Origin of the sequence: Xanthobacter albus, assembly GCF_043194895.2 — a bacterium.
Taxonomy (GTDB): Bacteria; Pseudomonadota; Alphaproteobacteria; order Rhizobiales; family Xanthobacteraceae; genus Xanthobacter.
Genome location: NZ_CM195532.1, coordinates 4,269,095 through 4,288,468 on the forward strand (window position 1 = coordinate 4,269,095; position 19,374 = coordinate 4,288,468).

14 protein-coding genes are annotated in these 19,374 nt (G+C 72.5%); 7 read left to right on the plus strand and 7 right to left on the minus strand.

What is annotated here, in order from left to right; all coding sequences use genetic code 11:
• Positions 1-4 precede the first annotated feature (4 nt).
• The 3 genes from V5F75_RS18995 to V5F75_RS19005 are packed head-to-tail and all read left to right on the plus strand — an operon-like array spanning position 5 to position 2,773.
• Entirely contained in the window at positions 5-961 is a 957-nt protein-coding gene (locus V5F75_RS18995) for an ABC transporter substrate-binding protein (protein ID WP_394035083.1), read from the plus strand.
• Positions 961-1,980: a FecCD family ABC transporter permease gene (locus V5F75_RS19000; protein WP_394035084.1), complete on the plus strand. Its 1,020-nt coding sequence runs from the start codon at positions 961-963 to the stop codon at positions 1,978-1,980. The genes V5F75_RS18995 and V5F75_RS19000 overlap by 1 nt, the downstream gene beginning before the upstream one ends.
• Before the next feature lie 7 nt (positions 1,981-1,987).
• Positions 1,988-2,773 (plus strand): ABC transporter ATP-binding protein, encoded by a 786-nt coding sequence (locus V5F75_RS19005; protein WP_394035085.1) that lies wholly within the window; start codon positions 1,988-1,990, stop codon positions 2,771-2,773.
• Positions 2,774-2,789: 16 nt separating this feature from the next.
• Here the strand turns inward: V5F75_RS19005 and V5F75_RS19010 are convergent, their stop codons facing one another.
• Positions 2,790-3,623 carry a universal stress protein gene (locus tag V5F75_RS19010; RefSeq protein WP_394035086.1) on the minus strand — a complete coding sequence of 278 codons (834 nt, stop codon included), beginning with the start codon at positions 3,621-3,623 and terminating at the stop codon, positions 2,790-2,792.
• Positions 3,624-4,010: 387 nt separating this feature from the next.
• Between V5F75_RS19010 and V5F75_RS19015 the strand changes: the two genes are divergently transcribed.
• Positions 4,011-5,021 carry a glycosyltransferase family 2 protein gene (locus V5F75_RS19015; RefSeq protein ID WP_394035087.1) on the plus strand — a complete coding sequence of 337 codons (1,011 nt, stop codon included), beginning with the start codon at positions 4,011-4,013 and terminating at the stop codon, positions 5,019-5,021.
• Entirely contained in the window at positions 5,018-5,827 is an 810-nt protein-coding gene (locus tag V5F75_RS19020; RefSeq protein WP_394035088.1) for a ChbG/HpnK family deacetylase, read from the plus strand. The genes V5F75_RS19015 and V5F75_RS19020 overlap by 4 nt, the downstream gene beginning before the upstream one ends.
• A gap of 165 nt (positions 5,828-5,992) precedes the next feature.
• Here V5F75_RS19020 and clcA read toward each other — a convergent pair whose 3' ends face one another.
• The gene (gene clcA / locus V5F75_RS19025) at positions 5,993-7,369 is read right to left on the minus strand and encodes a H(+)/Cl(-) exchange transporter ClcA (RefSeq protein ID WP_394035089.1); all 1,377 of its coding nucleotides are present in this window, start codon (positions 7,367-7,369) and stop codon (positions 5,993-5,995) included.
• A gap of 161 nt (positions 7,370-7,530) precedes the next feature.
• Here clcA and V5F75_RS19030 point away from each other — a divergent pair, with 161 nt between their 5' ends.
• Both V5F75_RS19030 and V5F75_RS19035 read left to right on the plus strand, forming a co-directional pair.
• Positions 7,531-8,817 (plus strand): glycerate kinase type-2 family protein, encoded by a 1,287-nt coding sequence (locus V5F75_RS19030; protein ID WP_394035090.1) that lies wholly within the window; start codon positions 7,531-7,533, stop codon positions 8,815-8,817.
• Between the two features lie 220 nt (positions 8,818-9,037).
• The gene (locus V5F75_RS19035; RefSeq protein WP_394035091.1) at positions 9,038-9,664 is read left to right on the plus strand and encodes a GNAT family N-acetyltransferase; all 627 of its coding nucleotides are present in this window, start codon (positions 9,038-9,040) and stop codon (positions 9,662-9,664) included.
• 69 nt (positions 9,665-9,733) lie between these two features.
• Here the strand turns inward: V5F75_RS19035 and V5F75_RS19040 are convergent, their stop codons facing one another.
• From V5F75_RS19040 to V5F75_RS19060, 5 genes are all read right to left on the minus strand, one after another.
• On the minus strand, positions 9,734-10,063 hold the full coding sequence (locus V5F75_RS19040; RefSeq protein ID WP_394035092.1) for an SMR family transporter: 330 nt from the start codon (positions 10,061-10,063) through the stop codon (positions 9,734-9,736).
• Between the two features lie 576 nt (positions 10,064-10,639).
• Positions 10,640-13,921: an error-prone DNA polymerase gene (locus tag V5F75_RS19045; protein ID WP_394035093.1), complete on the minus strand. Its 3,282-nt coding sequence runs from the start codon at positions 13,919-13,921 to the stop codon at positions 10,640-10,642.
• A gap of 41 nt (positions 13,922-13,962) precedes the next feature.
• Positions 13,963-16,473, minus strand: coding sequence for a Y-family DNA polymerase (locus V5F75_RS19050; protein WP_394035228.1), 2,511 nt, complete (start codon positions 16,471-16,473; stop codon positions 13,963-13,965).
• Complete coding sequence (locus V5F75_RS19055) at positions 16,364-17,110, minus strand: ImuA family protein (protein ID WP_394035094.1); 747 nt, start codon at positions 17,108-17,110, stop codon at positions 16,364-16,366. Before V5F75_RS19055 ends, V5F75_RS19050 begins: the two co-directional genes overlap by 110 nt.
• 358 nt (positions 17,111-17,468) lie before the next feature.
• Positions 17,469-19,292: a mechanosensitive ion channel family protein gene (locus V5F75_RS19060; RefSeq protein ID WP_394035095.1), complete on the minus strand. Its 1,824-nt coding sequence runs from the start codon at positions 19,290-19,292 to the stop codon at positions 17,469-17,471.
• Between the last annotated feature and the right edge of the window lie 82 nt (positions 19,293-19,374).

Sequence of the window (19,374 nt, forward strand, 5' to 3'; positions counted from 1 at the left end):
GACAGTGCAGCGCGCCTCTCCCCCTCCCCGTTCCGCCGCCGGCCCGGCCGGCCGGGGGTGGGCGCGCCGCATCCTGACGGCGGCGGTGGTCGGCGCCGCCGTGCTCGCTCCGGCGCGCGCCGCGCCGGCGTGGGCGGCCGGGCCGGAGCCCGCCGCCCCACCCCGCCGCATCGTCTCGCTGAACCTCTGCGCCGACGAGCTGGCGCTGCGCCTCGCGCCCAGGGGCAGCGTCATCTCCGTCACCAGCCTCGCGGCCGATCCGGTCAGCTCCACGGTGACGGATCTCGCCGCCGGCATCCCCGCCAACCGGGGCCTCGCGGAGGAGGTGGTGCCGCTGGCACCCGACCTCGTGCTCGCCGGCGCCTTCACCACCCGCAGCACCGTGGCGCTGCTGCAGCGCTTCGGCATTCCGGTGATGGAGCTCACCATTCCCACCAGCCTGGAGGAGGGCTATGCGCAGATCCGCGCTGTGGCCGCCCGCCTCGGCGTGCCCGAGAAGGGGGAGGAGATGGTGCGGGAGATCGAGGACGCCATCGCCGCCGCTCCGCCGCCGCCCCATCCCGCGCCGCGCACGGTGGTGCTGCGCCCCAACGGCTTCACGGTCGGCCGCGACAGCCTGCCCGACGACCTCATGCGCCGGGCCGGGCTCGACAACGTGGCCGCCCGCCTCTCCCCCGACAAACTCGGCCAGCTCTCCCTGGAGGAGATCCTCGCCGCCCGGCCCGACGTGCTGGTGGTGGATGACGAGCCCGGCGCGCCGCCCTCCCTCGCCCGCGAGATGATGCGCCACCCCGCCATCGCCGAGGCGCTCGCGCACGGGCGCGTCGCGCCCATGCCGCTGAGGCTTTGGGCGTGCGTGGGGCCGCAGCTCGGCGAGGCGTTCACGCGCCTGTCGAAGGCCGCCCATTCCGCGGCGCCGGCCGGCATCGCCGCCGCGCCCGCTCCCACCCGGACACGCTGATGGACGACGCCTTCGCGGAACCCGCCGCCTTGCCCCAGCCGCTGCTGCTGGCGCTGCTCTCGGCGCTGGCGCTGGCGCTGTTCGCGCTCTCGCTCGCCATCGGCTACGCCCCCATCGACTGGGGCGCGGCGGTTTCCGACATCCTCGCCGGCCGCCACGGGCTCGATGCCCTGGTGCTGGTGCAGTTGCGCCTGCCGCGGGCGCTGCTCGGCCTGCTGGTGGGCTTCAGCCTGGGCCTCACGGGGGCGGCGCTGCAGGGGCTGATGCGCAATCCGCTGGCGGATCCGGGAGTGGTGGGCGTCTCGGGCGCGGCGGCGCTGGGGGCTGTCACGGCCTTCTATTTCGGCGCGGCGACCCTGTTCGCGCTGGCGTTGCCGCTCGGCGGCCTCGCGGGGGCCGCGCTCGCCACGGCGGTGCTGCTCGCCCTTGCCCGGCGCGGAGCCTCCACCACCGCGCTCATCCTCGCAGGCGTCGCGCTCAACAGCCTCGCGGGCGCCCTCACCGCCCTCGCGCTCAATCTCTCGCCCAGCCCCTATGCCACGCTGGAAATCGTGTTCTGGCTGATGGGCTCACTCTCGGACCGCAGCCTGCAGCACGTGCTGCTCGCCTTGCCCTTCATCCTGGTGGGGGCGGCGCTGGTGCTCTCCACCGCCCGCGGGCTCGATGCCCTTACCCTGGGCGAGGAGACGGCCGAGAGCCTCGGCTTCTCCCTGCCCCGCCTGCGCCTTGTCGCCATCGCGGGAACGGCGGGGATGGTGGGTGCCTCGGTGGCGGTCTCCGGCGCCATCGGCTTCGTGGGGCTTGTGGTGCCGCACCTGCTGCGGCCGCTGGTGGGCCACCGCCCCGGCCGGCTGCTGCTGGCGAGCGCCCTCGCCGGCGCCGCCCTCACCCTCGGCGCGGACATCTTGGTGCGGCTCATCCCCACCCGGCCGGAGCTGAAGCTGGGGGTGGTGACGGCGCTCATCGGCGCGCCCTTCTTCCTGCTGCTGCTGCGCCGGCTCGGCACGGAAACGGAATGAGGCCGCCATGCTGATCTCCGCCAGCGGCATCGTAGTGAGGCGCGGCGCTCGCACCGTGCTCGAAGGGGTGGAGCTTTCCGCCCGGCCCGGCGAGCTGCTGGGCCTGCTCGGCCCCAACGGCGCCGGCAAGACCACGCTGCTGCGCGTGCTCGCCCACCTCCAGGAAACCGTGGCCGGCACGGTGCTCTACGACGGTGCCGACGCCACATCCGTGGGGCGGCGGGTGCTGGGCCGCAGCCTTGCCTACCTCGCCCAGGGCGGGCGCATCCACTGGCCCATGCGGGTGGAGCATGTGGTGGCCCTCGGCCGCCTGCCCCACGGCACCAGCCCGGCCGTGGACGCCGCCGCCGTCGCCCGCGCCATGACGGCGGCGGACGTGGACGCCTTCGCCGGCAGGCCGGCCGGCAGCCTCTCGGGCGGGGAGAAGATGCGCGTGCTGCTGGCGCGGGCGCTGGCGGTGGAAGGCCGCGCCCTGCTCGCCGACGAGCCGGTGGCGGCGCTCGATCCCTATCACCAGCTCCATGTGATGGAGGTGCTGCGCCGGCAGGCGCGGGCGGGCCTCACCGTGGTGGTGGTGCTGCACGACCTGACGCTGGCGGCCCGCTTCTGCGACAGGGTGGCCCTGCTCCACGGCGGGCGACTCATGGCCGATGGCACGCCGGAAGAGGTGATGACGCCCGCGCGGCTCGAAGCGGCCTATGGTATCCATGTGGAAAGCGGCGAGCGCCACGGCGAGCGCTTCATCCTGCCGTGGTCGCGCTGCCCGCGGACGGAAGACGCCCCCGCCCGGTGAGCGGGGGCGTGGGGCCTCAGTGGGCCATCAGCACCGGCACGGTCATGCTGGCGAGGATGTCGCGGGTGACGCCGCCCAGCACCATCTCCTTCAGGCGGGAATGGCCGTAGCCGCCCATCACCACCAGATCGGAGCCGCGGTCGGAGACCTCGTTGAGGATGGCCGCGGAGATGGAATCCCCGCTCTTGACCGGCAGGCGGCGGATCTGGGCGTCGAGATTGTGGCGGGCGAGGTGGCGGGCGACCTCCTGGCCTTCCTCGTCGTCACCGGCGGCGCCGTCGGTCACCACGCGGAAGATCTCCACCACCTTGGTGCGGTGCAGCAGGGGCAGCGCCTCGGCGAGGGCGCGGGCGGAGGCGCGGCCGCCATCCCAGGCCACCACGGCGTGCTCGGCGGAGAAGGGCTTCTGCTGGATATAGGGCACCATCAGCACGGCGCGGCCCGATTCGAGCAGCACGGTCTCGGCGAGCACCTCCTCGGGGCCCGGCTGGTCCGGGTTGGGCTGGGCCACCACGGTCACGTCGAACAGGCGCGCCATGCGGGCGAAGCTGTTGGCGGCGACCCCGAGCGAGGCCGCGAGGGTGCGGACCTGATGGGGCACGCCCGCCGCCTTGGCGATTTCCTCCAGACGGGCGGAGGCCTTCTCGGCGGAAGCCTGGTTCTCCAGAACCTGGGCATCGATGAAATCGGTGGGCAGGGCGCCCATGTAGAAGGGCGGCACGTCGATCTCGTAGGCCACCGACAGGCCCGTCAGGTGCGCGCCGAACTCCACGGCGAGGCTCGCCGCGTATTCGGCCGCGGCGTCCCGCTCCGCGCCTTGCGCCAGATTGACCAGAATATCGCGAATCATGACCGAAGGCCCTCGTTCAGCCGTTTAAGCGTCGCGACATTACCCTAAACTCGCCCAAAGTCTCGGGTCTTGATGTCACGCAAGCACGGAGCCTTTCCGGACGTGTCGCGGTCTTGGCCGTCGCTTCATTCGAGGGGTGACGGCGCAGCCTTTGGGTATTTGGTTCCGGGCCGGTCGGCCCGGAGGAGGCCCGAAACGGCGGCGCGGCCGTCTCTGGGGGGCAAGACGACCGCGCCATGCACGGTCTGTTGGGGGCGCGACCGCGCTATGTTGGAAACGCCCGGTGGCGAGACAGGTTCCACCGTCATGCGAAAAAATCCGTATCCATCCTCCGTCGCGGGAATTAGACCACTTTCTCCCATCGCGACCGCCGACCCTGGCCGAGCCATGACACCAGATCTCAGCATCGTCGTTCCCGTCTACAACGAGGCCGCCGGCCTCGCCTTTTTCCACGAGCGGCTGTGCCGCAGCGCCCGCGCGGAGGCCGAAGCCCGCGGGCTGAAGGTGGAGATCGTCTATGTGGACGATGGCAGCCGCGACGGCAGCGCCTCCATCGCCGCCGCCTTGCCCGCGCTCGGGCTCGACGTGCAGGTGGTGGCGCTCTCGCGCAACTTCGGCAAGGAGGCCGCCCTCATGGCCGGCCTCGACCACGCGCGCGGCGACGCGCTCCTGTTCATGGACGGCGACGGCCAGCACCCGCCGGAGATGATCGGCACCTTCGTGCGCCTGTGGAAGGACGAGGGCTACGACGTCGCCTACGCGGTGAAGTCGAACCGGCTCGACGAGCCGATGGCGCGGCGCAATTTCGTGCGCGGCTTCTACTGGCTGCTCAATTTTGGCTCGTCCAGCGCCATTCCGGAGGACGCGGCGGACTTCCGCATCCTCTCCCCGCGCGCCGCCTCCGCCCTGCGGCGCATGCCGGAGCGCAACCGCTTCTTCAAGGGCCTGTCGAGCTGGATCGGCTTTCGCCAGGTGGCGGTGCCCTACCAGCCGGAGGCGCGGGCCCACGGCACCACATCGTTCAATTTCCTGCGCCTGCTCGGGCTCTCCATGGAGGCGCTCACCTCCTTCTCGCCGGCACCGCTGCGGCTCGCCGCCCTGTGCGGCGCGGCGCTGGCGGGGCTCGCTTTGCTCTATGGCCTGTGGATCGTGCTGGAGCGCCTCGTGTGGGGCATCCCGCTGCCGGGCTACCCCTCGGTGGTGGTGGGCGTCATGGTGATCGGCGGCGCCCAGCTGCTGGTGATGGGGCTGATGGGCGAGTACATCGCCCGCATCCTCTCTGAGATCAAAGCGCGGCCCGTGTATTTCGTGGCCGACCACGTCCTCAACCCGGCCGGGGCCGCCGCCGCGCCCGTTCCGGCGGAAACGCCGCTGAAGGTCGCGGGAGCCCAGCAGTGAAGCACATCACGCTCTGCGCCGACGACTACGCCATCTCCCCCGGCGTCTCGGCCGCCATCCGCAGGCTCATCGAGGCCCGGCGCATCAACGCCACCTCCGTGATGACGGTGTTCCCCGGCCTCGCGGAGGAGGCGATCAAGCTCGACCAGGTGGCCACTGGACGGGAGGTCAGCATCGGCCTCCACATCACCCTGACCGGCGGCACCGCCCCCCTCACCCCCTGGACCGACGGCGCCGACCTGCCCTCGCTCCGCGAGCTGGTGGCGCGGGCCTTCACCGGGCGTATCGACCGCGCCGCCGTGGCGACCGAGATCGAGGCCCAGTTCCTCGCCTTCGAGCGCGCCTTCGGCCGACCACCCGACCACGTGGACGGGCACCAGCATGTCCACGTGCTGCCGGGCATCCGCGGCGCGGTGCTGAAAGCCACCCGGCGCCACGCGCCCCACGCCTGGCTGCGGGATGTCAGGCCCGCCCCCGATGCCCTGCTCGGGCTCGACCTGAAGGGCCGCATCATCGGCGCCTTCGGCCACGGCTTCTCGCGCGATGCCGCCCGCATCGGCCTTTCCACCAACACCGGCTTCGCCGGCGCCTACGATTTCGGCGCCGACCATGATTTCGCGCCGCTGCTCGCCCATTTCCTGAAGGGGGTGCCGGAGGGCGCGGTCATCATGGTCCACCCCGGCCATGTGGACGACCCCCTCACCGCCCGCGACCCCGTGACCCACCAGCGCGAGGTGGAATTCGAGGTGCTCGCCGGGCCGCAGATGCCGGACATCCTCGCCGAGACCGACGCGCGGCTCTATTGACGTGCGGCGGGCGGGCGCGGCCGCCTCCCCGGTTTCCATCGGCCACGGGCCGGCCAGGCGCTCAGGCCGAGAACCCGTGAACTTCTCTTGCGGGCCTCTGGTCACGCCGGTCCGGCGTTCGCGCGAAACCGGACCGGCGCCGATCGAAGGCCGGGCCCCATGGCATCAGACATTCGGCGGGCGGCGCTCGCGCTCGTCCCAGCCGCCGATCTGCTCGTCCTCCGGCTCGGGCGGGGGGGCCTTGCCGGCAAGGCGCAGGGTGCGATCCAGCAGCACCTCATAGATGGGCTTGCCGCCCAGCCCCTCGGCCACCACGTTGGCGACAACGCAGGTGATGATGACCGGCACCATGAGATCGTAGGCGCCGGTGAGCTCGGCCACCAGCACCATGCCCACCAGCGGCGCGCGGATGGTGGAGGAGAACAGCCCGCCCATGGCCGCCACGCCGAACGCCGCCACCGCCCCCGGCGGCAGCGGAATGGCGAGATCCAGCAGCATGGCGAACAGCACGCCCACCGAGGTGGCCAGCGCCAGGATGGGCGCGAAGATGCCGCCCGGTACGCCCGTGGAATAGCTCGCCATGGTCATGACGAAGCGGATCACCACGATCATCGCCATGGTGACCAGCGGCAGGTGATGGGTGGCGAGGGAGACCGCCAGCGCCTCGCCGCCCGTGGTCGCCTCCGGCCGCAGTATCAGCAGCGGGCCGATGGCCGCGCCCACCACCAGCGGCACCAGATAGGGCGAGACCTTGAGGCCGATCCGGCGCGAGGCTTCCAGCCCCGCCACCACGGCCCAGTTGAACACCACGCCCAGCCCGCCCAGCACCAGCCCCAGCACGGCGAAGGCGGGCATGAGCCAGAACGGCATCTGCTGCGTCTGCAGCGCCATCATGGGCGCGGTGCCGCCGATCATCTCGGTGACGATGGCGCTCATGACCGAGGCGATGATGACAGCGCTATAGGTGCGCAGGCCATAGGGAAACTGGCGCCGGGTCTCCTCGATCACGAACAGGATGGCGGCGAGCGGCGCGTTGAAGGCGGCGGCAAGGCCCGCAGCGCCGCCGGCCGCGAGCAGCCCGCGCCCGTCGCGGATGGTGAGGGCGAAGCCGTCGCCCACCGCCTTGGCCACCGAGGCGCCCATGTGGATGGTCGGCCCCTCGCGGCCCAGCACCAGACCCGAGCCCAGGGACAGCACGCCCGCCACGAACTTCACCGGCAGGATGCGTTTCCAGCGCACCTCGCGCTGGCCGTCGAGCGCGCCCTCGATCTCCTGCACGCCCGAGCCCGACGCTTCCGGCACGAAGGCGCGCACCAGCGCCACCGAGACCAGCACCATGACGGCCGAGACCGCCGCCAGGACGCCGAGCGCCTCCGGCCCCTCGAAATAGGGCAGGATCAGCGCCGGCCAGCCCAGCACGGCGCTGGAGAGCATGTGGAACGCCGCGCCCAGGGCCCCCGCCAGCGTGCCGACCAGCACCGCAAGGAGGTAATATGCGGCATCGCTCAAGGTGCGCGGCGCTTCAACGGCAGGTTCACCCATGACGGCTCATCTGTGATGCTGACACGCCGCCGGAAGAGGGACGCCCCTCCCCCATAGAGCATTTCCGCCGGCCGTTGAAATGCGAATATGCCCCCGGCCGCCGCCGCGCGGGCGCGATTCGGTGCGGCACGCGGCAGCCGGACGAGAGGCGAGCCCCAGCCATGCCGACGGAACAGGACATTCTCCTCGCGTTGTTCGAGGCCGCGCTCGCCGCCGCGCTGCCGGAAGGCAAGTTCGCGGGCCGGCTGCCCGCCCCGCCCAGGGGACGCACCCTGGTGCTCGGCGCCGGCAAGGCGGCGGCGCGCATGGCACAGGCCTTCGAGGCGGAATGGGGCCGCCCTTGCGAGGGGCTGGTCGTCACCCGCTACGGCCATGCTTGCCCCACCCGCTTCGTGGAAGTGGTGGAGGCGGCGCATCCGGTGCCGGACGCCGCCGGGCTCGAAGCCACCCGCCGCATCCTGGAGCTGGCGCGCGGGGCGGGGCCGGACGACCTCGTGGTGTGCCTCATCTCCGGCGGGGCCTCGGCGCTGCTGACGGCGCCGGCGCCGGGCCTCACCCTCGCCGACAAGCAGGCGCTCAACGCGGCGCTGCTCGCCTCCGGCGCCCCCATCGCGGTGATGAACCGCGTGCGCAAGGCGGTCTCGGCGGTGAAGGGCGGGCGGCTCGCCGCTGCCATCCATCCCGCGCGGACGGAGACCTACGTAATCTCCGACGTGCCCGGAGACGATCCCGCCGTCATCGGCTCGGGGCCCACCATTCCCGAGCCTTCGGACCCCGAGGGCGTGCTGGAGCTGCTGGCGCGCGCCGACATTCCCGCCAGCCCCGCCCTCGCCGCCGCCATCCGCGCCAACCGGATGGAGGGGGCGCCGCCAGCCCCGCGGGTGCATCTCATCGCCACGCCGCTGATGGCACTGGAGGCCGCCGCCGCGCGGGCGCGGGCCCTGGGCATCGCGCCGCTGATCCTGGGCGATGCCATCGAGGGCGAGGCGCGGGAGGTGGGCACCGCCTTCGCCGGCATCGCCGGCTCGGCCGCGGCCCATGGCCTGCCGGCGCGGGCACCGTGTGTGCTGCTCTCGGGCGGGGAAACCACGGTGACGCTGCGTGGCGCGCCGGGCGGACGCGGCGGCCGCAACGCGGAATTCCTGCTGGCGCTCACGGCGGCCCTCGGCGGACGGGCGGGCATCGCCGCCCTCGCCTGCGATACCGACGGGATCGACGGCACCGAGGACAATGCCGGCGCCTGGAGTGATTCGCGCACCCTGGAGCGGGCGCGGGCCGCCGGGCTCGACATCCCCGCCGCCTTGGCCCGCCACGACGCTTACGGCGTTTTCGAAAAGCTGGGCCAATTGGTCACGACCGGCCCGACATTGACCAATGTCAATGATTTCAGGGCCATATTGGTGCAGGAAGGAAACCGATGCTCCCATCCGCGATATGATCTCGGCTGAATGAGGGCGCATGCCCGCCGTCAGATCGTGACGGTTCTGCAAAAGGCGCATAGCGCCGACAGATCGAGCAATTCCAACACTTTGACACGGCAAGGCAAGGCAGGGAAGCCCTTTCTTACTGAAAGGTTAACGTCAGCACCCTTGACCTTTGCTGCGCTGCACATAATTTTCAGCGGTGGAGGAACCGGAGGGCTTCAAGACGCCAAGTCTGGAGACCAACATGACCGATCAGGTCACACCGGGCATCATCCGCAAGCTTTGGGCCGGAGAAGCGGAGATCTTCAAGGATCATCTCCTCCGGCTCGATGTGGAGAGCCGGCGATACAGATTCGGCTCAGCGGTGTCTGCCGAGTTCATCGAGCGATATGCGGCGCGGGCCTTCCGCACCGGCGCTATCGTTCATGGCTATTTCGTCGACGGCACGCTCAGGGCCGCGGCGGAGCTCTATCCGATGGGGGACGTTCTGCCCGGAGAGGCCGAGGCGGCCTTCAGCGTGGAGCGTGAATTCCAGAACCACGGGCTCGGCACCCTGCTGCTGGAGCGCGTGATCCTCGCCGCGCGCAATCGCGGCATCCGCAGCCTGTGCCTGAACTGCCTGGCGCAGAACCGGCGGATGCAGCAGATCGCCCGCAAGTTCAACGCCGAGCTGAGCTTCGACACCGACGAGGTGGTGGCGGCGCTGAAGGCGCCCTTCCCCACGGCCCTGTCGCTGGCCCGCGAAGCCGCGGCCGACGCCCAGGGCGTGGCCGGCGCTGTGCTGCAGGCCCAGCGCCTCGCCACGGTGCGGCTGTTCGACATGTTCATGCCGGCCAACGATGAGCGCGAGCTGGCGGCCACCGGCTCCTGAAGCCGAGATCCGTTGAAGTGCAAAATGGGCGGCGCCTTCGGGCGCCGCCTTTTTCATTTCGGCTCGGCGTCAGTGGGCAACCGTCTTCGAGAACAGGTTCACCACCGCGACGCCGGCGATGATGAGGCCGAGACCGATGACGGCCGGCAGGTCCAGCGTCTGCCCGTAGTAGAGCCACGCGAAGGCGGCCACGAGCACGATCCCCACCGCCGACCAGATGGCGTAGACGACGCCCACCGGCAGCTCCCGCACCGTGATCGACAGGCAATAGAAGGCCACCACATAGCCGATGATCACCACCACGGACGGCACCAGGCGGGTGAAACCCTCGGTGGACTTGAGGGCGGAGGTGGCGATCACCTCGGCCACGATTGCGACGGCGAGATAGAGATAGCTCATGGTCGGGAGGGCTCGTGGCTGGTGCGGGCGGGAACGGCTTGTGGCACAGCGCCGTGCGGACGGCTCCGGGAGGAGAGATCCGGACATTTTCCGCGCGGGACGGATATCCGCCTCGCGTGAAAATACTCCAGGCCTGACGCGACCGGCCGGGGCCGGAGGACGATGAGCGGACGGCACGCCGTCCGGGCACGGGAGCGAGGCGGCCCGGCACCGGCCCCCGACCTCCGCGGCGCGAAGGCGGCCGATGGAAACGCCGCACCCATGGGCTTAGCCTATTTTTCTCTTCAGGAAAAAGATATCCTCATTTTGAAAATTCCTGCCCTCGAAAACTCGCGCCTTCGGGCGCCTCATCGCTTCGGCCCAGGCCTTTGACCGGCGCCAGGCTGGGCGCTCATACGCCAGGCGGCGGCGCGTCCAGCAGCCCACGGAACGTGTTCATGGGCGGTCCGTGAGAAAGCCCACGGGCCTTTGGAGCGCTTTCAGGCGAAGTGGAAGCCGGTTCGCCTGAAGAAAACGCGTCAACTCAAGACTCCGGGGTGCTTCCCCGATTCCATGAAACCGGGAAACGCTCCGGCCTCAGTGAAAATTGTGGCCTTGCGGCATCGCCGTGCCCGGATCGTCCCCGGCCGCAGCGGTGCGCGCCGCGCCGGGCGCGCTCCTCTCGCCCAGGCGCTCCAGCAGGTGGCCCCAATCCTCCAGACGTTCCGCCATCAGGTGGATCACGCCCTGCTCGTTCTGCAGCCGGCCGCGCACCATCACCAGCCGCGCGCCCATCACCTGCGGGCGGAACGCCTCGAACACCCGTGGCCAGACCACCACATTGGCCCAGGCCCCCTCGTCCTCCAGGGTCATGAAGATGACGCCGCTCGCCGTGCCCGGCCGCTGGCGCACCAGCACCAGTCCGGCGAGGGAGAGCCTGCGGCCGCTCGCCATGCCTGGCAGGTCGACGGCGGGCGTCACCCCCCGCCGCTGAAGCTCGCCGCGCAGGAAGGCGAGCGGATGGGCCTTCAGGGAGAGCTTCATGTGGCGATAATCCGCCACCACCTGGGCCCCCGGCGGCAGCGCCGGCAGATCCACCTCCGCCTCCCGCGCGGGGCCGGGCGGGCCGGCGCGGAACAGGGGCAGGTCGTCCTTGTCGCCGGCACGGCGCAGGCCGCGCACCGCCCACAGCGCGGCCCGCCGGTCGAGGCCGAGGGCGCGGAAGGCATCCGCGTCGGCGAGCTTCTCCAGGGTGGCGGGGGGAAGGGCGGTGCGCAGCCACAGGTCGCGCACGGAATCGTAGCCCGCCCCGCGCCGCGCGACGAGGCGCTCCATCTCCTCCTGCCGGAGCCCCTCCACCTGGCGGAAGCCGAGACGCAGGGCGTGGGTGGCGCGGATATCCCCCGCCATGTCACCGTGGCGCGGATCAAGGCGCGCGGCGGCGGGGGCCTCGCCCTTTTCCAGCGTATGATCCCAGATGGAGGCGTTCACATCCACGGCGCGCGCCTCCACCCCGTGCTCGCCCGCATCGCGCACCAATTGGGCGGGAGCGTAAAAGCCCATGGGCCAGGCATTCATGAGCCCGGCCGCGAACACATCGGGATAATGGCACTTCAGCCAGGCCGAGCAGGCGACGATGAGGGCGAAGCTCTGCGCATGGGAGCGCGGGAAACCGTAGGAGCCGAAGCCCTCGATCTGCTTCCACAGGCTCTCGGCGAAATCGCGCGTGTAGCCGTTCCGCAGCATGCCCGAGAGGAGCTTCTCGTGGAAGGTGCCGATGGTGCCCACCCGCTTGAAGGTGGCCATGGCGCGCCGGAGCGCGTCCGCCTCCCCCGCCGAGAAGCCGGCGCCGACCATGGCGATCTGCATGGCCTGCTCCTGGAACAGCGGCACGCCGAGGGTGGATTCCAGCACCTCCCTCAGCGCCTCGGAGGGATAATCCACCGCATCGAGCCCCTGCCGGCGCCGAAGATAGGGATGCACCATGCCGCCCTGGATGGGGCCGGGCCGCACGATGGCCACTTCCACCACCAGGTCCTCGAAGCGCTCGGGCCGGAGGCGCGGCAGCATGGTCTGCTGGGCCCGGCTCTCCACCTGGAACACGCCGATGGAGTCCGCCCGCTGCAGCATGGCATAGACGCGCCCGTCGTCGGACGGGGCGTCGCCGATGCGCGTCATCTCGATCCCGTAATGCGCCTGGAGCAGGCCGAAGCACTTCTTGAGCGCCGTCAGCATGCCCAGGGCCAGGATGTCCACCTTGAGCAGGCCGACGGTTTCCAGGTCGTCCTTGTTCCACTCGATGATGGGCCGCTCCTCCATGGCGGAACGCGTCAGCGGCACGGTCTCGTCGAGCCGCTCGTGGGTCACCACCATGCCGCCCACGTGCTGGGAGAGATGGCGCGGAAAGCCGATGAGCGCCTTCGTCAGCTCCAGCACGCGGGCGAGCCGCGGCTCGTCGGGGTCGAGGCCGAGCCGGCGCGCCTCCTCCGCATTCACCCCGCCGGAGGACCAGCCCCAGATGGTGCCGGCGAGCGCCCCCAGCAGATCCTCCGAAAGGCCGAACACCTTGCCCACCTCCCGCACCGCCGAGCGCGAGCGGTAGGTGGTGGTGGTGGCGGCGAGCCCCGCATGGGCGGCCCCGTAGCGGCGGTAGATGAAGGCGAGCACCTCGCCGCGCCGCTCATGCTCGAAATCGATGTCGATGTCCGGCGGCTCGCCGCGCTCCTCCGAGATGAAGCGCTCGAACAGCAGCTCGGTCTTCATGGGGTCCACGTCGGTGATGCCGAGGCAGAAGCACACCGCCGAATTGGCCGCTGAGCCGCGCCCCTGGCACAGGATGCCCTCGCCTCGCGCGAAGCCGACGATCTCGTGCACGGTGAGAAAATAGGGCGCGTAGGAAAGCCTGCCGATGAGGTCCAGCTCGTGGTCGAGGGAGCGGATCACCTTGTCCGGCACGCCTTCGGGGTAATGGGCGTGCGCCCCCGCCCAGGCGAGGGCCTCCAGCGCCGCCTGGGGACTCGCGAAGCCGTCCCGCGTCTCGCGCGGGTAGCTGGGCTCCAGCTGGTCCAGGGAGAAGCCGAGGCTGGAGAAGAAAGCGCAGGTCTCCTCCACCGCACCCGGCAGGGCGCGGTAGAGGCGGGCCATCTCCGCCGCCGGCTTCAGGTGCCGTTCCGCATTGGCGGCGAGGCGCGTGCCCGCCGCGTCGAGGGTCACGTGCGCGCGAATGGCGGTCAGCACATCCTGCAGGGGGCGGCGATCGGCATCATGGTAGAGCGCGTCGAGGGTGGCGAGGAGCGGAACGCGCGCCACCTCCCCCACCATCCTCAGCCGGGCGAGGCGGCGGGCGTCGTCGCCCCGGAAGGCGATGGGCGCGGCGAGCCAGAGGCGGCCCGGCGCCGCCTCTCCAAGGCGGGAGAGGAAGGGCGCGAAGCCCTCCGGCAGGCGGCGCGGTGGCATCACCGCCAGGTTCAGCCCCTCGGCCCACTCGAGCAGGTCGTCGAGGACAAGGATGCAGTCGCCCTTCTCCGCCCGCATGTTGCCGGTGGTGAGCAGGCGGCACAGGCGGCCGTAGGCGGCCCGGTCCCTGGGATAGGCGAGGATGTCGGGCGTGCCGTCGGCGAACGCCAGCCGCGCGCCCACTGCCAGCGGGAAGCCCTGCGCCCGGGCCTTGGCATGGGCGCGCACCACCCCGGCCAGGGTGTTGCGGTCGGCGATGCCGATGCCGCGATGGCCCAGCGCTTCCGCCGCCGCCACATATTCCTCAGGGTGCGAGCCGCCCCGCAGAAAGGAGAAATTGGTGGTGACGGCCAGCTCCACGAACGGCGGCGGCGCAGCGGAGGCGCGCGGCGCCGGGCGGCGCTCCGGCAGGCGCGGGAACATCGCGGGTCCGGGCTCCGGAGGACAGGACGGGGTCATGGGCATCACCCGAACAGGCCGTGGAGGAACCAGGCCGGCCCGCCCGCCTGCGCCCCGTAGAGGCCGGCGCGGAACAGCCAGAAGCGCTGGCCGGAGAGGGTCTCCACCCGGAAATAGTCGCGGGCGGGCAAATCGGCGCCGGAGCGCCACCACTCGGCGGCGATGCGCTCCGGCCCTTCCGCCCGCGCCACGATGTGGCTCACCCGGCGCCAGCGGAAGCGGATGGGCGGCCCGTCGGGCACCTCCGCCACCGCCTCCACCGGCTCCGGCCTCTCCAGCAGGCGCAGCGGCCGCGCCGGGCCGGCGAGATCGGGCGCGTCGTCCAGGACCGGGCGGGCCTCCCTCCCTCCGGCCTCATCCCGCCGCCCCCGTGCGGCAGCCTTCCCCCCGGTGTCCCGCATCCCCGCGCGCGCCGGCTTCGCTCCGTCTTCAGGCCCGGCGTGGCCCTCCATCGGCTCGGGCGCCCCACCCGCGCCCGGCATGAGCCCACGCGCATGCTCTGGCGCAGCGCCCGTTCCACCTTCCGGGAACAGCCGGCGTCCGCCCTTCTCCCGCAAAGGGGAAAAAAGATCCCGCTGCACCGGGCGGTCCAATGCCCACGGCCCGAACGTGGCACGGTCCGCCGTCGCGGCATCGCTTCCGCGCGCGGATGGAGGGCGGGAAGCCGGAAGGGCGCCATCGACCGGCGGAAGGGGCGCGTGCGCATCCGAACCGACGGCCCCGCCATGGAGAACGCCCCGCCCCGCCCCGGCGTGTCCGGCCGGCCTCTCAGGATCCCGCCGGACCACGGGGGCGCTCTCCGCCACCGGCGGGAACGGCGGCTCCACGGCCCTGCGCACGTCCGATGCCGCCACGCGCCCCGATGCCCCCTCCCCCGCGTGGACGCCTGCGCGCACATGGAAGGGAGCCTCATCCGGCACGGCGGCACTCACCCGCCCGCTCCCGGACGAGGGCTGGAAAGGGAGAACGGACGCATCCGCCGGCGGCGCTCCGGCGCGCTCCTCCCGAAACGCCGGCGCCGGCTCCCGCCCGGCGCCCTCCGGAGAGCCATCCGCAACCTCCACGGCAAGGGGCTGCCGCGCCATCCCCCCCGGCACGGGCTTTGCGCGCGCGGCCGGCGCCGGCTTCATCCCATCCGGCCCGTGCGAGGCGGAAAGGACCTTCCGCGGAACCGGCCGGGCCGCCTCCGGGAGGGACGGCGCCCGAAATCCCTCCGGTGCCGCCATCCCCGGCGCGCACGCCGCGAGAGCCGGGACGGCGCCGGCCCAGCCGCGCATGCCCTGTGCCGGCACCTCCCGGCAGGCGTGCTCGGGCATGTGGCGATCCTGAAGCTCCAGGCGCAGCACCCGTTCCGTCCCGAAGCGGGTGGCGAGCCGGTCCACCAGGGCGTCCAGGGCGCCGGCCCAGTCCTCGTCCGCGCCGAACCCCTCCTGGCGGATATCGAGCGGCGCCGCCTCGCGCACGGCGAGGCGCACCAGCTCGAAGCCGAAGCCGGGATCGAGGCTGGACAAAGCGGCCACCTTCTCCGCGAACAGGCGGCGCACCACCTCCGGGTCGCGCAGCGGACGGCTGGTGCCGATGGAAAGGCGCGTCACCTTCCCGTCCACCCGGAACAGGGCGAGGTCGAGCCGCCGCGCCCCCGCCCCATGCCGCTCCATGGCCCCGGCGAGGGTGCCGGCGAGGTGGGCGGCGAGGCCCAGCACGTCCTCCACCCGCTCCACCGGCTCGGCCAGGATGCGCTCGGCGCAGAAGACGGGCGGGGGAAAGCGGTAGTCCACCGCCGTGGGAACATGGCCCAGGGCCTCGTCGAGCCGCCGCAGCAGGTCCATCCCGAAGCGGGCGGCGAGCGGGGCGCGCGGCTTGCCGAAGAGGTCGCCCACCCGCCGGAAGCCGAGCCGCGCCAGCGCCTCCACCGCCGGCCCGTCGAGGCGGAGGGCGTCGGGCGGCAGGGGCGCGAGCAAAGCGGAAAGGTCTTCCTCCGCCGGCACCACCACCCCGCCCCGGCCGGGAGCGAAGCGGGCGAGGGCGAAGGCCGCCCCGCCGGTGGCGGCGAGCGCCGCCCGCCCCGTGAAGCCCGCCGCCGCCACCCGCCGCAGGAGATCGCGCACCAGCCCCTCCTCCCCGCCGAACAGGTGGGCGCAGCCTGTGACGTCGAGCATGAGCCCGTCCGCGCCGTCGAGGGAAACCAGGGGCGTGTAGCGCTCGCAGGCGTCGGCGAGGCGGGCCAGCATGCGCGCGGCCTCGTCCGGCTCGGCCTCGCTCACCTCCAGGGCGGGGTGGCGGGCGCGCGCATCGGCCAGGGGCAGGCCGGGGGCGAGCCCCAATGCCGCCGCGGGCGCATTGACGGCGGCGAGCCGCAGCACCCCCTTCTCCATGGCCACCACCACGCGCGGGCAGGCCCGCGCCTCAGGCGACATCCGCCGCGCGACGAGATCCGTGGCGAAGCGTGGCAGGGCGAGGCTGAGATAGCGCCGCTCCGGCGCGGTCTTGCCCATGGTGCTCCTCGTGGTGCTCATCGTGACGTTCATGGCCGTCCTCCCCGCCCGCGTTCCCGTCCGGCGCCGGCAGGAACAGCCCGGCGTGAAAGGTGAGCGGCCACGTTCCCACGGGGCCGAAGCGGTTGCGCGCGAGGCGGGCGGAAAAGCGCGGCGCGCCAAGGCCGCCGAGCCCGTCCGCCGCCGGGCTCGGCAGCGCGGAGATGCGCCAGCGGGTAAGGGCGGCGCAGGGGGCGGGGTCCGCCTTGTGGCGCCAGACGAGCCCCAACCGCTCGGAACCGCGCACGGCGAGGGACAGGCGCCGGGTGGCGGTGAGCGCCTCGGGCACCGGCGACAGGAACTCCCCCAGGACCGCGGACAAGCCGGCGCATCTCAACCCCTCCTCCATCACGAACAGCACGTCCTGCGGCTTGCGCACGCGCACCAGCAGCAGCGCCTCCGGCGGCAGGCCGAAGGCCGCGAGCCCCGGCCCGTGGAGCCGGCCCGCCTCCCACTCCGCCATCTCCTGCCGCACCAGCAGCACAGGCCGCCGCAGCCGCGCCACGGCCCGCGCGGCAAGGCCCAGGACGAAGGCGCTGAGCGCGCCCTCCTCCCCCGGCGTTCCCGCCGCCTCGTGCAGCGCCCCGCACAGGAGGCCGCCGCCGAGGGCCTCATCCACCCGCGGCGCCCCCAGGCGGAGGCGCGGCGGCGCGGGCTCCGCCAGACCGGAGACCCGAGCGCCCGGCGGCCCGCCTGCGGACACCCCCGGCAGACCGGCGGCCCCGGTCCCAGGAACACCTCCGTCCTCACCCGGCAGCGCCCCGGCGGATGGCATCCCGCTCCCCTTCCCCTCCATTCCGCCGCCATGCTCGATGGTGGCGATGAGGCCGCGCAGGCGTGCGAGATCGGCCGCGGTGCGGGGTGCATGCGGAGAAGTCATGACGGTTCTTCCGCCTCTTGTTCCCTGTTTGTTCTAGATAGATTCCGGAACCTGCGGAGGGAGTCAAGGCCCTCGCCGCCGCCCGTGCCCGGCGGCCTCAGGCGCGCCCGGACAGCCCGTCCTCAGGCACCTCCACCGCCATCTCCCGCAGGATGCGCGCCCGCGCCTCCGCGTCGAGGCCGGCATCGCGGGCGAGGTAGGCGGTCCGGCTCGGAAAGGCGAGGCCGCTGCCCGCCGCCTCCACCAGGCGCACGATCTCGAACAGCAGTTGCTCCTGCACCACCAGGAACTGCGCGAAATCGCCGGTGCGCACATGGGCCTTCACCTCGATGGTGAAGGCGCTGTCGCCGAGCCCCGTCAGCGCCGCCCAGGAGCGGCCGGGAGTCTGCTCCACCATGGGATGGGCGGCGAGCAGCCCGCGCAGCTCCCGCAGCAGCCAGCGCAGCTGCTCGGGCGAGGTCTCGTAGCGCAGGCCCAGTTCATGCTTGAACAGGCACTCGCGGCGCAGGGAGACGTTGATGATGTGCCGCTTGGCGAAGTCCCCGTTGGGCACCGTGAACAAGGTGCCGTCCAGGGCGCGGATGCGGGTGGAACGCGGGCCCACCGCCTCGACCTGCGCGAACTGGCCCTCGAAGCGGATGGTGTCGCCCATCCGGAACGGCCGGTCCGCGAAGATGGAGAGCCCGCCGATCAGGTTCTCCAGCGTGGACTGGGAGGCGAGCGCCACCGCGACGCCACCCACCCCCAGGCCCGCCACCAGCCCCAGCGCGGGAATGCCGATGTTGTTCGCGCCGTAGAGCAGCACGGCGCCCACCGCCACCACCCCGCCGAGCCGCGCGGCGAGGCGCAGCAGGTGGGCGTCATAGCTGTTGTCGGGGATGCGGGGGGAGGCGATGATGGCCTCCGCCGCCAGGAAGCAGGCGTTCCACGCCAGCCACGCCCCGGCCGTGTAGACCACCAGGGTGGAGAAGATGCTCTCCGCCACGGAGAACCGCCCCGAGGGGTGGATCTGCAGGCGGATGAAGACCACCGCCGCCAGATAGAGCAGGATGACCGCCAGCGGGGTGGAGAGCCGCCATGCCAGCTGCCGCACCCGCCCGCCCCCGTGCCCGGCCCGCCGCGCCAGCCGTGCCCACAGGGCGCCAGCGAGGAGCACCGCCCCCGCCAGCGCCACCGAAAGGGCCGCCTTCCACGCCGGCGTGTCGAGCACCGGATAGGAAGCCGCGGGCGGCAGCCACTTCTCCAGGCCCTCGGGGAAGAGCGGCCCCGTGAAGTTCACCTGCACATGATGCCAGCTCTGGAATGCCGAGGGGCGCAGCGGCGGCCGGCCGATGATGAGGGCGTGGTATTGCGGCAGGTCTTCCAGGCTGGCGGCGGTGAACAGGTATTCGCCGGCGCGCGGGCCGCCCGCCACGCGGGCGATCTGGATATCGGTGCCGGGAATGTCCCATTTCTCCGGCAGCTTGCCCCAGTCCCGGCCGGGGGCGCCGGGAATCTCGTCGGCTGGCACCTCTGGCAGGCGGGCGAGGATGTCGACAAGATAGGTGATGGCCGCGCTCGCCACCTTGTCGCGGATCGCCGGCGGCAGGGGCGCGAGATCGAACAGCCGGCGGGCGCGCAGCACGGTGGCCGCCAGGGCCAGCTCCTTCTCGCGCGTCTTGTGGGCCGCATAGTCGAGATACTGCGCCTCGAGCCGGCGGCTCTCCTGCAGGAAGGACTGGAAGGTCGCGCTGGGGCTCGACGTGTCGAGGGGGTCGAGGGGATTGGAGAGGTTCGGGCCCTCCTGCGCGCCCGCCGTCCCCGCCACGGAGAGGGCAAGAAGGAGCGCCAGCGGCAGCGCGAGCGCGAGGCGCCAGAGCGCCCCGGCCGCGCGCAATGCCCGCGCGCCCCGCCCCGGCGCCCCGAAGACCTTCCCCGCCACCGCTTCGCTCCCGCCCGCTCGAATCACACGCCCGCTCCGATCCACCCGCGCCACGCCTGCACGATAGCAAGGGCGCCGCATC

Coding starts and splice junctions, on each gene's coding strand:
- V5F75_RS19000 (WP_394035084.1), top strand. CDS start 961: ATGGACGACGCCTTCGCGGAACCCGCCGCCTTGCCCCAGCCGCTGCTG.
- V5F75_RS19010 (WP_394035086.1), bottom strand. CDS start 3,623: ATGATTCGCGATATTCTGGTCAATCTGGCGCAAGGCGCGGAGCGGGAC.
- V5F75_RS19005 (WP_394035085.1), top strand. CDS start 1,988: ATGCTGATCTCCGCCAGCGGCATCGTAGTGAGGCGCGGCGCTCGCACC.
- V5F75_RS19015 (WP_394035087.1), top strand. CDS start 4,011: ATGACACCAGATCTCAGCATCGTCGTTCCCGTCTACAACGAGGCCGCC.
- V5F75_RS19045 (WP_394035093.1), bottom strand. CDS start 13,921: ATGTTCCCGCGCCTGCCGGAGCGCCGCCCGGCGCCGCGCGCCTCCGCT.
- V5F75_RS19040 (WP_394035092.1), bottom strand. CDS start 10,063: ATGAGCTATCTCTATCTCGCCGTCGCAATCGTGGCCGAGGTGATCGCC.
- V5F75_RS19050 (WP_394035228.1), bottom strand. CDS start 16,473: ATGAGCACCACGAGGAGCACCATGGGCAAGACCGCGCCGGAGCGGCGC.
- clcA (WP_394035089.1), bottom strand. CDS start 7,369: ATGGGTGAACCTGCCGTTGAAGCGCCGCGCACCTTGAGCGATGCCGCA.
- V5F75_RS19030 (WP_394035090.1), top strand. CDS start 7,531: ATGCCGACGGAACAGGACATTCTCCTCGCGTTGTTCGAGGCCGCGCTC.
- V5F75_RS19035 (WP_394035091.1), top strand. CDS start 9,038: ATGACCGATCAGGTCACACCGGGCATCATCCGCAAGCTTTGGGCCGGA.